The organism is Novosphingobium sp. NDB2Meth1, from assembly GCF_900117425.1.
Classification (GTDB): domain Bacteria; phylum Pseudomonadota; class Alphaproteobacteria; order Sphingomonadales; family Sphingomonadaceae; genus Novosphingobium.
This window is the reverse complement of record NZ_FPEH01000011.1, coordinates 858,889-872,275: the sequence shown is the minus strand read 5'-3', so window position 1 is coordinate 872,275 and position 13,387 is coordinate 858,889. Positions and strand designations below refer to the sequence as shown.

The window sequence follows — 13,387 nt, the reverse complement described above, 5'->3', positions numbered from 1 at the left end:
ATGAGCGCCTCTTCCTCCTCATCGGGCCTCTCGCGCGAGGAAGCGCTGGCGCTGGTCATCGCGCTCGCGGCGCATGCCGGGCTGATCGCGGCGCTGACGCTGTCGCCGCCAGGCAAGTCGATCATGTCCCCGCCCGAGCGGCTGACAGTGACCTTCGCCGACGAGACGGCGGAGACTTCGACGTCGCCCAATCCGAACGAGGAAGCCGCGCCTGAAACCGCGCCGGTGCTGGGCGAGCCTGCGCCGGAACCCGCGCCGCCGCAGCCGGTCCCGCAGATCGCGCAGCCGCAGCCGAAGCCGGTTCCGCCCCCGCCTCCACCTCAGGCCAAGCCCGCACCGCAGCCCAAACCGGCGCCGCGCCCCACGCCCGTAGCGCAGCCGCGCGTGGCTCCGGCGCCCCCGCCCAAGCCCGCCGCCAAACCGGCTGCCGTATCGCCCGCGCCGGACAATCGCCAGCGCCGCCGGCCGGACGCGCCGAGCGGGGCGAGCCAGATCGGCACCGATTTCCTCTCCGGCATCCCCACCGGCACGCGCCCCGGCGCGAAAGGCAATCCGGCCGATGCGGTGAGCGCCGAGGCCAAGGCGGCGATCCGCGTGACGATCAACCGCAAGGTGGTTCCGCCGTGGAACAGCTGCCCGCTGAGTGGTGTCGAGATCGAGAAGCTGCGCGCCAAAGTGACCTTCCAGCTAGACCGCGCCGGGAACATCACCAGCATTGCATCGCCGGTGCTTTCCGGCCAGACTCCCGCCAACTCGCCGCAAGTGGGCCGCTTCACCGAATGCGCGGTGCGCGCGATCCGGACGGCCGCTCCGTTCAACCTTCCGCCGGAATCGTACGATTTCTGGAAGACCTACACGCTCAATTTCAGGAAAGAGTAGAGCCTTGCGTAGCACTCTTGTCGCCGGCCTTTGCGCGTTCCTTGCCGTCTCGCCTGCTCTGGCGCAGCCGGTGCCGTCTCCGCAGCCCAGCGCTTCAGCGGCGGCGGTATCTGCGGACACCTCGCCGGAAGAGGATGTCGTCGGCACGATCAACAACGATGCGGCGATCGCGATTCCCGTGTTCCCGACCAACGAGATGCTGCCGACGGCGGCCGAGGGCGGGAATACCGAGGCGCTGGGCCGCAATCTGGCGCGGGTGATCTACGGCGATCTCAAGAACAACGGCTTGTTTCGCCCGGTCGGCCCCGATGCGCTGCCGGGTATCGGCTATGGCGAAGTGACCGCACCGCAGTTCCCGAACTGGCGCGCGCGTTCGGCGGAAATGCTGGTGCAGGGCTTCGTGAAGGCGGGCGCTGACGGGCGGCTGACGGTGGGCTGCTACCTCTACGACGTCGCGCTGGGCAGCGAACTGGCGCGGCAGGGCTATGTGGTCAAGCCCGAGGAATGGCGGCGCGCGGCGCACAAGTGCGCGGACATGGTCTATTCGCGGCTTTCGGGCGAAAGTCCGTTCTTCGACAGCAAGATCGCCTACATCGCTGAGACCGGGCCGAAGGGGAACCGCCGCAAGCAGCTGGCGATCATGGATTCGGACGGGGCGAACCACCGCTTCATCACCAACGGGCAGGCCACCGCGCTGACTCCGCGCTATTCGCCCGATTACTCCAAGATCGCCTACCTCAGCTTCTTGAACGGCACCCCGCGCATCTATGTCTACGATATCGGCAGCGGGCAGCAGCGATTGGTGACCGAAGGCAAGGGGCCGACGTTCGCGCCGCGCTGGTCGCCCGATGGCAAGTATATCCTCTATTCGATGGCGATTGCCGGCAACACCGACATCTACCGCGTGCCCGCGACCGGCGGGGACTCGGTGAAGCTGACGGATTCGCCGGGGATCGACGTGGGCGGCAGCTATTCGCCCGATGGCAGCAAGATCGTGTTCGAAAGCGACCGGTCCGGCAGCCAGCAGGTCTACGTGATGAACGCGGATGGGACGAACCAGAAGCGCATCAGCTTCTTCGGCGGCCGGGCGGCGACGCCCGAATGGAGCCCGCGCGGGGACCAGATCGCCTTCACGCATATCGCGGGCAACTTGCGCATCGCGGTGATGAACCCGGGCGGAGGCGACATGCGCTACCTGACCGACAGCTGGCAGGACGAAGCGCCGACGTGGTCGCCCAACGGGCGCATCGTGCAGTTCTTCCGCACCGCCAAGACCACCGGCAAGACCTCCATCTGGCAGGTGGACCTGACCGGGCGCAACGAGCGCAAGCTCAACACGCCGGTCGATGCCTCGGACCCGGCATGGGGCCCGGTATTGCCATAAACCGGTGGCAAAACTGATTGCCGATTCGCCTTGTGCAATGCACTCTGGCGCTGAATGACCAAAGGAGACAGCCTCGTGAACCGCAAGATTCTGACTGCCCTGCTGCTCACCTCCGGCCTCGCGCTGGCGGGCTGTGCCACCAAGCCCAAGGAACTGCCGCCGCAGCCGAGCGGTGCAACGACGACCACGACGACCCCGCCGCCGCCGGTAACCACGCCTTCGGGGCCGGTGCCGGGCAGCCGCGCCGATTTCATGGCTTCGGTGCTGGGCGACACGATCCTGTTCGACACCGACCGCTACAACATCGACAGCGAGGATCAGGGCATCCTGCAGAGCCAGGCGCAGTGGCTGGCACGCTATCCGGGCAAGCGCGTGACCGTGGAAGGCCACGCCGACGAGCGCGGCACGCGGGACTACAACCTCGCGCTCGGCGAGCGCCGCGCCAATGCGGCGAAGAACTATCTCGTCAGCCTCGGGATCGACGCCTCGCGCATCACCACGGTGAGCTATGGCAAGGAACGCCCCGTCGCGCTGGGTTCGGATGAAGCGAGCTGGGCCAAGAACCGCCGCGCGGTGACCGTCACGGTCGAGTAAGCGAGGACGCGGGACCGCAGGGGTGGCACGGCAGGGCAGATCGGCAGACTGGGGTTTCCCCCGGTGGCGCGGCTATGAAAGCGCGCGCGAAGCTGCCCCCGTGCGCCTGTGCGACCGGGCCGGGTGCAGCGAGAAGGGTGAGTGTCCGGCACCCAAATCGCCGAACAGCCCGGAGCGCTGGTACTTCTGCGTGGCCCATGCCGCCGAGTACAATCAGGGCTGGAACTACTTCGAAGGGCTCGACAAGGAAGAAGCCGAACTGCGCGAGAAGGCCGAGCGCGGTGAGGCTTCGGGCTATGCGCAGTCGGCCTATCAGGCCTGGGCCGGTCCCGGCGACGGCAGCCGCAGCCGCGACGAGATGCGCGCGCTGGAAGCGCTGGGGCTTGAGGTCGACGCCGACTTCGAGGCGGTGCGCAAGGCGTGGCGCAGCAAGGCCAAGGAAGTCCACCCCGATGTGCGTCCCGGGGACAAGGAAGCGGCGGCGGAGTTCCTGAAGCTGCAGACCGCCTATGAAGTGCTGCGCGCTGCGGAAGAGCGGCGCGAGTGGAAGGGATCAGACGGGGCCTGAGGCTGCCGTGATTTCCGCATCGAGCAGCGCCATCACGCGCGCTTCATCGGGGAATTTTTCCTCGACCCACTGCGCTTCGACGGTGCGAAGGATACGGGCGACTTCGGGGCCGGCGGTGATGCCGCGCGCGACGATCATGCCGCCTTTGAGGGGGAACTGCGGGATATCCCAGTCAGCAAGCGGCGCGATGTTGCCGCCGGTGATCAGCAGGCGATCAAGCGCTGCTTCGCGGCCGACTTTGTAGGCGAGCGGGCGGGCGGCTTCCTCGGGAATGGCACGCGCGGCGACCGTGGCGAGGTGCTTGCGCTGGGCGATGCTCAGGCGGAGGCGGGCGCCGATCTGCTCCACTTGCGGCGGCTCGGCGGGAAGCAGCGCGGCTAGGCGGCGCAGGGGGTCGGGCGCAATGGCGTGGGCCTGCTCGGCTGCAATCAGCAGGGGCAGCGCGGTGGGGTCCGCCTCGGGCAGGATTACTGCGAGCACGCCCAGTTCAGCCATGCGCGACACTGTGGGGGCGGGATTGGGCAGGGCGAGGAGCAGCAAGAGCTCGCTGGCGATGCGTTCGCGCGAGAGGCCCTTGAGGCCGGGGGCGAGCGCGCTGCAGGCGGCTTCGGCGGTAGCGTCGGCGGGCAGCGAGCCGAAGCGGGCCTGAAAGCGGAAATAGCGCAGGATGCGCAGGTAATCCTCGCGGATGCGCTGTTCGGCATTGCCGATGAAGCGCAGGCGGCGTGCCTCGAGGTCGTCGAGGCCGCCGAAATAGTCGTGGACGGTGAGATCGCGCGGATCGGCATAGAGCGCGTTGATCGTAAAATCGCGGCGCGCGGCATCTTCCTGCCAGCTTTGCGAGAAGGCGACGGTGGCGTGTCGGCCATCGGTGGAAACGTCGCGGCGCAAGGTGGTGATCTCGACCGGGCCGCCTGCCAGCACAGCGGTGACGGTGCCGTGAGCGAGGCCAGTGGGCACGCTGCGGATGCCAGCTGCGGCGAGGTGCTCGATCACCGCAGGCGGCTCGAGCGGAGTCGCCATGTCGATGTCCTTCACCGCGATACCCAGCAGCGTATCGCGCACCGCACCGCCGACATAGCGGACAAGGCCTTTGCCGTGAGGATCGAGCGCGGCCACCAGTGCGGCGAGGTCCTCGCGCTGGGGCCAGTCGGCAGCGGGGAGGCGCGCGTCAGCCATGCCAGCGGATCCGCTGCGCCAGATTGGCGATGATTCCGGCGGTGACCCCCCAGATGCGGTGCTCCTGCCACAGGATCTCGATGTAGCTGCCGCGCCTGCCGGACCATTCCCCGGTGTGGCGGACATGGTTTTCGGCATCGAGCACGAAACCGAGCGGCGGTTCGAACCAGCCCGCGACTTCGGCGGGGTTGGGCTGGATCGGCAGGTCCGGCGGGACCATCGCGAGGACGGGGGTGATGTCGTATCCGGTCCCGGTGCGGTACTGATCGGTCGCGCCGATCACATCGACGAGAGCAGGGTCGATGCCGAGCTCCTCGTTCGCCTCGCGCAGGGCGGCCTCGATGGGTGTTTCGCCGGGATCGAGCTTGCCGCCGGGAAACGCCGCCTGCCCGGGATGCGCGCGCATATGCGATGGGCGGTGGATGAGAAGTACGCCGGGGCCTTCGGGATGATCGGGCCGGTCCGTGACGGCGATCAGCACGGCGGCGGGGCGCAGCGGTGTATCGGGGAGCGGGCGCCAATCCTCATAGGCCGGGGGCACCGGCGCCGCGTGGCCCACGTCGAACAGCTCGGCAAGGCGCGCGCGCAAGCTCATGCGGGGAGCAGGGCGAAGCGGGCGCCCCTGCTTTCGACGGCGAGAGCTTCGGGCCCGGAAAGCGTCAGCGCGTGGTCGATCAGCTGGCCGTAGGTGCTGCGGTTGAGCCGTGCCTCGGTGCCATGGCGCACGGCGAGGTAGTAGGCCGGGACGTCGGCGGTGCCGCGCACGATCAGCGGATGATCCGGGCCGGCGAGCACCACGTCGTCGGTGTTGAGGCGGAAGGCGATGACCGGGCGGCCTGCCTCGTCGTGGCGCACTTCCATGTCGGTGGCGATGAAGGCGGCGTCCTCGACCTCGATGGAGAGGCGCTCGTAAGGCGTCATCAGCCAGTGTTGGCCAGCATCGTCGCGGGTGAGCAGGCCGGAGAAGGCGCGGACCATGGCCGGGCGCGTGATCCGGCCACCTTCGTGGAACCATGTACCGTCCGCGGCAATGCGCATGTGGCTGTCGCCCTCGCGCACCGGAGTCCAGCTGGCAAGCGGCGGCAGGCGGCGCGCGGCCACAGCTTCGGCCAGTTCGGCGAGCGAGAGTTTGGCGAGATCGGCAGGCGGTTCGTAGGGCACGCTCCGCCGATGCCAGATCAGATCAGCCGCGCCAAGGGCCGAGCATGCCCTCTGCGGGCAGGACGGCAGGATTGGCGGTCCGGCAGAGCAGGCGCGCCGGGTCCCACGGGCCGGGGAGCTTCCACCCGCCGGTGTTCGCGGCGGAGAACCCGAAGAAGCGGCCGTAGTAATCGAGATCACCGATCATCACCTGCGGCAGCGGCGCGCGCGGATCGATCGCGGTGAGGCTGGCGGTGACGAGCGCCTTGCCATAGCCCTGCCCCTGCAGGCCGGGAAGCACGGCGACCGGGCCGACCATGATCATCGGGTGCGCGCGGCCGTTCGGGTCGGTCAGCGCAACCGGCCAGCACTGGATCGTGCCCGCGATATGCTCGCCTTCATCGAGCGCGGCGAAGGACAGGCCGGGGAGCCAGTCAGTCCCTTCGCGCACCTTGTAGGCCGTGCGCGCGAAACGGTCCGTCCCGAAGGCGGCGTCGAGCACGTCCTCGATCAGCGCAGGATCGATATCGGCAAGCGGAATCAGCGTGGCCAAGGCGGACGGCTTTCGGGCAGCGGCAAGGAAGCGCGCCGATAGCGGGCGAGGGGGCCGGGGACAAGCTGCGCGTTTAGAGGATGATTTCCACGGGCGCAGGGGCGGGCGTGCTGTGCAGCTCCCAGAAGCGCTGAGCGATGGTTTCGGGTGCGAGCGGCGTGCCGGGGAGGATCTGGCCGGTGACAGTGACCGTGCCGACGCGGATCGGGCTTCCCTCCATTTCCTTGTGCAGGCTTTGGGCGAGATTGCGGATGCCGGCCTTGCCCACGGCGAGAGAGGCGGCGGGCAGCCAGCCGGTGGGATCGAGTGCAAGGCCGCCGCCGGTGAGGAGGATCGAGCCTTTTCCGCGCGCCTGCATGGCGGGCAGCACGGCCTGCGCCGCCGCCAGCGCGCCGCCGACGTTGACGCGGAAATCGGCAACCAGGGCATCCAGCGGGATCTGCGAGGGGACTGCGAGGGTGGCGCTGTAGGCGTTGTAGACCAGCACCTCGACCGGGCCGAGCTGGTCCTCCACCGCACGCACCGCTGAAGCCAGCGCGGCGAAATCTCCGGCATCGACGGTGCGCAGATCGAGCTTATGGCCCTGCTCGGCCAGTTCGGCCGCGAGGGCGGCGGACTTCTCCGGACTGCGCGCGAAACCGGCGATGACATAGCCGCCGGCGGCAAAGCGTTGCGCCAGTGCTGCGGAAAGGCCGGGACCCATGCCGATGATGAGCGCGACGGGATTGGCGGAGGACATGGCTGCGGGTTCCTATTGTGGCCACGCCCCCGACCAGGAGGCGCTCAGTGGGTTCTACGCGCCAGCAGCCTGAGCCGCGAGTTGAATTCGCCGCGATCGACGTAGCAGCCGTGGAGATGGCGGAAGCCGGTCGAGGGATCGAACGCCTCGCGCCCGTGGAGCACGCGGCGGTTGTCGAACACGATCATCTCGCCCGCCTTGAGCTTGAAAGTGAGCTGGTACGCCGGGTCGCGCGTCATCGCCATGAAGGCGCGGTAGGCCCGGTAGTAGGCGGGCATGATGTCCGCCGGCATGTCGAACGTGGCGGCGATGTGCGCGTTCCAGCGGATTTCGCTGACCTTCCCGGCGCGATCGAGCGTGATCACCGGCGCATGGGTGCGGATATCGGCATCGCGGTCGTGGAAGCGGAACGGGATGGCGACTTCGCTGAGCAGGCGGAACGCCTCCGGGTCCTTGGCGCGCAAGTCCTCGGCGAGGGCATATCCGTCCGCAAAGAGCGAGCCGCCGCCTTCCGCTTCATTGGCGAGGCAGTGGAGGAACTGGAAACCCGGCGGCACTTCCTGGTTGGGGAGGTCCGTGTGCAGCGGCAGGGTGACGGCGGTGTAGGCAAGGTTGTTGGGATCGGGCTTGCTGACGACTTCGAAGGTCATGCCGAAATTGGTCTCGCGCAGGAAACCGATCTTGCAGGCGATCTCGACACCGGCGTCGACCCGGTTGTCGAGGCCGTCGACGATCGACAGGCCAACCGCGGCAGTATCCTGCATCCACGCCCGCAGTTCGCAGTCATTTTCCAGGATGCGGTTGGCGGCATGGCGCGGCAGGCCAGTCGGAGTGAGATCGGCGCGCCACAGGCGGGGAGCAATGGCGGCGGGATCGGCGGCGCGGCGGCCCGGGCGATGCGCGGCGAGCACGTGAACCGGCATATGGCTGACGTGCCCATCGCGATAGTGCAGGATCACGGTATCGCCGGTCTGTTCCGCGAGGACGAGGACCGGCTCATCGTCGAGCGAGAGCAGATCGAGCACGCGCTCTTCGGTCTGCGGATGGAAGGCGCTGGGGCAATTGTCGCGAAGCCAGAGCGCGGGATAAACGGCGTGGCCTTCCGTTGACCATGTGGCGAGGAGGGCGTCCGGCCGCACCTCGAGAGCAGAAATCTTCATGGGAACATCCCGTCGTGTCGCAAGAGTGATCGCGGTTCGGCAGATCAGTCCTTGCGTGGCGGCGGGCGCCAGTCCTGCACTTTGCCATAGCGGAACGACGCCGGGCGCTGGCCGTGGATCAGGTCTGGGCGGAAACACGTCATCAATCGATAGAATATGGCGTATCGATTGCTTGGACAACCGTAAAACAAGGCGTGCCCGCATTGCTACCTGCGGCCTGGCGTGCCACCTCTCTCGCCGATGAATACGACGCAAGGCAGCGCGCACAGCACCGCGAGAGGGACTTTCCCCTTCCTCCCCACCCTGATCGGCATCGGCGCGGCTACCGCCGCAGCACACATCGGCAACAATTTCACGACCTATCTCGTCGGCGGCCTGATGGACAAGTTCGGCTTCACGCCGTTCGCGATGGGCGCATGGAACATGGCCGAGACCTTGAGCTATGCGGCCGCGATGTTCCTCGTCGCGCCGCGTGCGCGGCATCTCGATGCGCGGGTGCTGGCGATGCTGGCGAGCGTGGTGGTGATCGCGGCACAGGCCGGCTCGGCGCTGACGGGGGCCTATGCGCTGCTGTTTGCAGGGCGCATCGGGACGGGGCTGGGCTTTGGCCTGATGAACAGCGCGCTCAATCTGGCGGCGGGGCGGACGGGCAATCCGGCGCGGTGGATCTCGCTGGGGATCACGGTGCAGACCCTGCTTTACACCGGCATTGCCATTCTGGTGCCGCTGATCGGGCGTCAATACGGAGCGCAGGGCATGTTCTTCGGTCTGACCGGGATATCCGTGCTGTTCGGCCTTTGCGCGCTGCTCCTTCCGGGCGGCAAGGCGGATGCCGAAAGCGCGCGAATGGCCTCGGCGCCGATCGGCGCGGATGGCTTGCTGGTGCTCATGGCGATGGCGCTGTTCTCCTTCGGCAGCCTTGCGATCTGGCCGTTCATCGAGCGTACCGCGCATGCCATCGGCATTCCGGCAACCGAGTTCGGACTGTACCAGAGCGCGGCAGTGCTCGCGAGCGCGGTTGGGAATGCCGGGCTCGCGCTGGTGATCGACCGCCTGCCGCGCGCGTGGCCGCTGGCGGCGGCGCTGGGCCTTTGCGCGCTGATGTGCGGCCTTCTGACCACCGTCGGCAGCGCGCCTGCGTTCGGCGCGGCGTTCGTGGTGTTCATGGTCAGCTGGTTCCTGACCTACCCGCTGCTGATCCGCCTCGCTTATGCGCAGCCCGGCGGCGAGCGGCTGGCGGTGATGACTTCGGGCACCTGGCTGCTGGCGCAAAGCCTCGGTTCGCTGGCAGCTGGCGCGATGGCGCAGGGCCTCGGCGCCTATACGCTGATCGGGCCAGTCGGCGGGGTGATCTGCGCACTGGCGATCGTTGCGGCGATGCCGGTGGCAGTGAGGCTGGACCGCGCCTACGCTTGAGATCTGGCGCTTGAGATCTGGCGCTTGAGATCTGGCGCTTGAAATCTGGTTGCTGCCGCATTCAGTGAACTCGTCAATTTCCGGTTACCGGCAGCGCATTAGCAAGGAACGGCGGCGAACCTGCCGCGCGTGGTGGAGAACGCGCGCGGTGTGATCTGAGGTATGATCCGATGCACCGACTCTGGGACTGCCGCCCGGGTCTGCGCCGTTCTGGCGCGGCCCTGCCCCTTGCCTGCTGCGCTCTCGCGCTGGCCCTGCCCATGGCGGGAACCGCTCATGCGCAGACGGCGACCACCACCCTGCCCACATATGCCGGCAAGACGCAGGTGATCACCCTGCCGACCAACGAAGTGACGCTGACGGGCCGCATCGATGGCGTGCGTGCCAGATGGGTGGTGATCGGGACGGCGGCGGGAGTCGCGCTCACGGATCCGGCGAGCGTCGTCACTTCCGCGCGGTTCGTGGCGCCGGGGACCTACATGTTCGAACTGCAGTCGCTCAACGCCAGCGGCGCGGTGATCAGCCGGTCGACCACGCGCGTGGTAGTCGGCGCGGCGCCAGCGGCCGGCGTGTTCCGCGAGCGGCTGCTGACGCCGGCGGGCGGGATCAATGCGGCGGAGTACCGCTTCCTTGCTGCGCATATCACCGATCCGGACGTGGTCGACTACCGGCTCGGGCCGAAATATGAGCATTTCGATCATACCGGTGAAGCACCCGCGCCGACCTTGTGGGGCCCGGACATGACCAGCGGGCAGGGCCTGTGGCCTTTTGGTATCCTGCCTGCGAACAATCCGGGCGAGCCTGAAAAGTGCCTGCCGCCCAGCCAGCAGCCGCGCAGCGACGAGGAGGAACTGGCACGCGGGCTCGACGGGGCGGGCTGGCTGGTTGGCGGTCAGCAGGCATTCCTGCCCGACAATCCGCTCGATCCCGATTTCCGCTTCGGCGTCGCGAACACGCGCGGCGCGGATGGAGCCGTGTTCAACGCGCGGCGCTTCCGCAACACCGAAGGGGGCCTGTGCATGCGCATGATCGCCTCGTGGTATCCGGACTGGTGGAACCGCAACGGGATCGCGCAGCCCTACAACAGCCAGGTGCGGCGTCTGGTCGAGACCACGCGGCCCGACTTGCCGCTGGTCCCGGTCGCCATCGCGCGCGGGCGCGCCAATGCCAGCCAGATCAGCTTCGCCGCGTTCAAGGACGGCACGATCGTGCCGATGATCGTCGGCAACTCGGCGCCTGAGCTGTTCGATGCGACGCCGCTGCAACTGCCCAAGGGCATGGTGCCGACCGCGATGGCGGTGACGCCGTACAACGAGTTTCTTGTCGTTTCGGTGTGGGATACCAACACCGTATCGGGCAGGCTCGCTTTCATCGCGCTGCGTCCGCGCGAGATGGCGGTGGGATCACCCGAGCAGACGCCCAACACGCGCTGGTACTGGGGTCTGCCGGGCGCATGGACCAATCGCGGGATGAAGCTGCTGGGCATGGTGAACCTGCCTTTCGCCGCGCCGACCAGTCTCGATGTGTCCAACAACCTCGTTCTGGGCAACCCGCGGGGGTATGGTGCGAACGATGACCCGGCGCGCGGCGATCTGGCGAGGGCATCGGCACGGGCGATCTGGAGCAAGATCAATCCGATCTATCCGCCCTTCGGGGCGGACGGCATCCCCGATCCGGACTGGAGCCAGACGGCGTCGGGCGGCTATGCAGTGGTCGCCTCGCGCGCCGAGAACAGGGTGGCGTTCGTCGATATGACGCCGCTCTACCAATATTACCGCTCGATGTATCTCACCTCTCAGCGCAACTACGACCGGACCGTCGATGCCAGCACCACGGACCCGGCGAAGTGGCCCTATACCTTTGCCGTCAAACCCAGCCAGCGTCCGCGTGTGGTCTCGACGATCACGGTATCGCAGCCGACGAGTGTCAACGCGGGGCTGCAGGCGCGGGGCGCGTTCTCGGATCGCAGCACCGATATCTTCGAGCGGCTGGGGCGGCGCAGCCCGCGCGAGGCCTGGTCGAACAGCGAGCCGGAGCGCTACCTTGCGCGCAGCCGTGCGTTCGTCGCCGCGATGGATGGCACAGTGCGCATCTTCAACGTGCAGGGGCTGATGTTCCCGAAGTCGCCCGTGGGGCCGACCGTTCCGGCCGAGCCGTTGGGGACGTTCAAGGCCGGGCGCAACCCGCGCTTCGCCTTCGTCAACGGTACGTCGACGGCGGCAGGGGACGATCTTTGGCTGGTGAGCCGGGGTGACCGCCGTGTGACCTTCGCCTGGCCGACCGGCGAGGTGCAGTACAGCTTCACCGACAGCCGGCTCAAGGACCCGGTCGGCGGCGCGGTCTCGTTCAACACCGCCGGATTCGGTGGGCGCGGGCCGGGGCTCGCGGTGACCGCACCGTTCATTTCGATCACCGATTTCGGCGGCAAGGCCATCGCGACCTATGCGGTCGAGCCGCGGCGCGGGGAACTGGGCGAACTCTACCCGTTCCGCTCGCCCGCTGGGCCGGTCGATGCGCTGTTCGGCTCGATCGCGGCGTTCCCCGGCAGGCCCTTCATGATCGACATGGAGGAGATCATCTGAGCCTCACACCGAGGCGAGGTAGGCATCGAGGCGGGCAAGCAGAAGGCGCTTGTCCGCCTCCGGCAACCAGGCCGCCTCGAAGCCGTTGCGGGCGATCTGCGCGAGTTCGGCGCGGCTGAGATTGCTGCGGGTGACCGCGCGCAGCAGAACGTCGTTGATGTATTCGCTCGCCATGTATGCTGGATCGTCGGACGAGATTGTCACCTTGAGGCCCGCATCGAGCATCGCACGCACGACATCGACCGGCTGGTCAAGGCCCTTGCGCAAGGTGCCGGAGAAGGTGGGGCAGACGGTGAAATACATGTTCCGCTGTTTCGCGATGGCGACCAGTTCCGGCGACTGGACGATATTGCCGCCATGGTCGATGCGGTCGACCTTGAGGTCCACCAGCGCGGTGCGGATGTTGGTGAGCGTGCCGGGCTGATCGATATCGCAGTGCGCTGTCACGTGGAGGCCGTTGGCGCGAGCCTTGGCGAAGTGGGCGGCGAACTTTTCGGGCGGGTGCCCGGCTTCATCGGAATCGAGCCCGACGCCGACGAGATATTGCTTGAACGGCAACGCCGCATCGAGCGCAGCCATGGCGCTTTCGGCCGAGGAATCGCGCACGAAGCAAAGGATGAGCTGCGAGCGGATGCCCAGCATGGTCTCCGCCTCCCGCCGCGCGCGGGTGATGCCCATGATCACCGCTTCCATCGGCACGCCGCGCTTGAGGTGCTCCTGCGGATCGAAGAACATCTCGGTATAGATGACGTTCTGCGCCGCGGCCCTGGCGAGGTAGGCATAGGCGAGGTCGCGGAAGTCCTGCTCTTTCAGCAGGACTTTCATGCCGTCGTAGTAGATCGCGAGGAAGCTCGCGAGGTCGTGATAGTTGTAGCTCGCCTTCATCGCGGCGACGTCGGCGAAGGGCAGGCCCAGCCCGTTGCGCCTGGCGAGCGCGAACTTCATTTCCGCCTCGAGCGTGCCTTCGAGGTGCACGTGGTATTCGCTCTTGGGCAGGCCCTTGATGAATTGCACCAGCGCGGGATCGACGCCGTCTGCAGGCGCGGCGGCATAAGCCCAGCGCGGAAGCGCGGCTGCGGCGGCGAGGCCTGCCATGAGAGTGCGGCGTGTGATCATGTGGCTTGCCCCCTGTTTTTCCCTTGCCCCAAGCTTCAAGGGGCGTGCGGGCCGCGTCAATCTGGTTTTGTGCAAGG

The 13,387-nt window shown here is 67.7% G+C and carries 13 protein-coding genes; 6 read left to right on the top strand and 7 right to left on the bottom strand.

All coding sequences use genetic code 11. The annotated features are described in order from the left end of the window. From NDB2M1_RS04530 to NDB2M1_RS04515, 4 genes are read left to right on the top strand one after another with little or no spacing between them, the layout of a single operon-like run. Positions 1-879, top strand: coding sequence for a hypothetical protein (locus tag NDB2M1_RS04530; RefSeq protein WP_072379871.1), 879 nt, complete (start codon positions 1-3; stop codon positions 877-879). Between the two features lie 4 nt (positions 880-883). Continuing rightward, positions 884-2,263 carry a Tol-Pal system beta propeller repeat protein TolB gene (gene tolB / locus NDB2M1_RS04525; RefSeq protein ID WP_083554647.1) on the top strand — a complete coding sequence of 460 codons (1,380 nt, stop codon included), beginning with the start codon at positions 884-886 and terminating at the stop codon, positions 2,261-2,263. Positions 2,264-2,317: 54 nt separating this feature from the next. Continuing rightward, positions 2,318-2,857: a peptidoglycan-associated lipoprotein Pal gene (gene pal, locus NDB2M1_RS04520; RefSeq protein WP_054120696.1), complete on the top strand. Its 540-nt coding sequence runs from the start codon at positions 2,318-2,320 to the stop codon at positions 2,855-2,857. A gap of 22 nt (positions 2,858-2,879) precedes the next feature. Then, positions 2,880-3,425: a J domain-containing protein gene (locus NDB2M1_RS04515; RefSeq protein ID WP_072379869.1), complete on the top strand. Its 546-nt coding sequence runs from the start codon at positions 2,880-2,882 to the stop codon at positions 3,423-3,425. On the opposite strand, the gene NDB2M1_RS04510 is transcribed toward NDB2M1_RS04515, so the two are convergent. The 6 genes from NDB2M1_RS04510 to NDB2M1_RS04485 all read right to left on the bottom strand — a co-directional run bounded on the left by NDB2M1_RS04510 (position 3,411) and on the right by NDB2M1_RS04485 (position 8,196). Then, positions 3,411-4,604, bottom strand: coding sequence for a CCA tRNA nucleotidyltransferase (locus tag NDB2M1_RS04510; protein WP_072379867.1), 1,194 nt, complete (start codon positions 4,602-4,604; stop codon positions 3,411-3,413). The two genes, NDB2M1_RS04515 and NDB2M1_RS04510, sit on opposite strands and share 15 nt — an antisense overlap. Then, a complete protein-coding gene (locus NDB2M1_RS04505; protein ID WP_054120699.1) occupies positions 4,597-5,199 on the bottom strand; it encodes an NUDIX hydrolase in 603 nt (200 codons plus the stop codon). Before NDB2M1_RS04505 ends, NDB2M1_RS04510 begins: the two co-directional genes overlap by 8 nt. Continuing rightward, positions 5,196-5,765: a DUF1285 domain-containing protein gene (locus NDB2M1_RS04500; RefSeq protein ID WP_072379865.1), complete on the bottom strand. Its 570-nt coding sequence runs from the start codon at positions 5,763-5,765 to the stop codon at positions 5,196-5,198. Before NDB2M1_RS04500 ends, NDB2M1_RS04505 begins: the two co-directional genes overlap by 4 nt. A 22-nt stretch (positions 5,766-5,787) precedes the next feature. Next, positions 5,788-6,297, bottom strand: a complete 510-nt coding sequence (locus NDB2M1_RS04495) for a GNAT family N-acetyltransferase (RefSeq protein ID WP_072379862.1) — start codon at positions 6,295-6,297, stop codon at positions 5,788-5,790. Positions 6,298-6,370: 73 nt separating this feature from the next. Next, positions 6,371-7,036 carry an SDR family NAD(P)-dependent oxidoreductase gene (locus NDB2M1_RS04490; protein WP_072379860.1) on the bottom strand — a complete coding sequence of 222 codons (666 nt, stop codon included), beginning with the start codon at positions 7,034-7,036 and terminating at the stop codon, positions 6,371-6,373. 44 nt (positions 7,037-7,080) lie between these two features. Next, entirely contained in the window at positions 7,081-8,196 is a 1,116-nt protein-coding gene (locus NDB2M1_RS04485) for a TauD/TfdA family dioxygenase (RefSeq protein ID WP_072379858.1), read from the bottom strand. A gap of 240 nt (positions 8,197-8,436) precedes the next feature. Here NDB2M1_RS04485 and NDB2M1_RS04480 point away from each other — a divergent pair, with 240 nt between their 5' ends. Both NDB2M1_RS04480 and NDB2M1_RS04475 read left to right on the top strand, forming a co-directional pair. Then, positions 8,437-9,612, top strand: coding sequence for an MFS transporter (locus NDB2M1_RS04480; RefSeq protein WP_072379856.1), 1,176 nt, complete (start codon positions 8,437-8,439; stop codon positions 9,610-9,612). Between the two features lie 260 nt (positions 9,613-9,872). Continuing rightward, positions 9,873-12,194, top strand: a complete 2,322-nt coding sequence (locus NDB2M1_RS04475; protein ID WP_072379854.1) for a hypothetical protein — start codon at positions 9,873-9,875, stop codon at positions 12,192-12,194. A 3-nt stretch (positions 12,195-12,197) separates the two neighbouring features. Here NDB2M1_RS04475 and add read toward each other — a convergent pair whose 3' ends face one another. Next, positions 12,198-13,310: an adenosine deaminase gene (add, locus tag NDB2M1_RS04470; protein WP_253185758.1), complete on the bottom strand. Its 1,113-nt coding sequence runs from the start codon at positions 13,308-13,310 to the stop codon at positions 12,198-12,200. Positions 13,311-13,387 lie beyond the last annotated feature (77 nt).

Coding starts and splice junctions, on each gene's coding strand:
- NDB2M1_RS04530 (WP_072379871.1), top strand. CDS start 1: ATGAGCGCCTCTTCCTCCTCATCGGGCCTCTCGCGCGAGGAAGCGCTG.
- pal (WP_054120696.1), top strand. CDS start 2,318: ATGACCAAAGGAGACAGCCTCGTGAACCGCAAGATTCTGACTGCCCTG.
- NDB2M1_RS04510 (WP_072379867.1), bottom strand. CDS start 4,604: ATGGCTGACGCGCGCCTCCCCGCTGCCGACTGGCCCCAGCGCGAGGAC.
- NDB2M1_RS04505 (WP_054120699.1), bottom strand. CDS start 5,199: ATGAGCTTGCGCGCGCGCCTTGCCGAGCTGTTCGACGTGGGCCACGCG.
- NDB2M1_RS04490 (WP_072379860.1), bottom strand. CDS start 7,036: ATGTCCTCCGCCAATCCCGTCGCGCTCATCATCGGCATGGGTCCCGGC.
- NDB2M1_RS04485 (WP_072379858.1), bottom strand. CDS start 8,196: ATGAAGATTTCTGCTCTCGAGGTGCGGCCGGACGCCCTCCTCGCCACA.
- NDB2M1_RS04480 (WP_072379856.1), top strand. CDS start 8,437: ATGAATACGACGCAAGGCAGCGCGCACAGCACCGCGAGAGGGACTTTC.
- NDB2M1_RS04475 (WP_072379854.1), top strand. CDS start 9,873: ATGGCGGGAACCGCTCATGCGCAGACGGCGACCACCACCCTGCCCACA.
- add (WP_253185758.1), bottom strand. CDS start 13,310: ATGATCACACGCCGCACTCTCATGGCAGGCCTCGCCGCCGCAGCCGCG.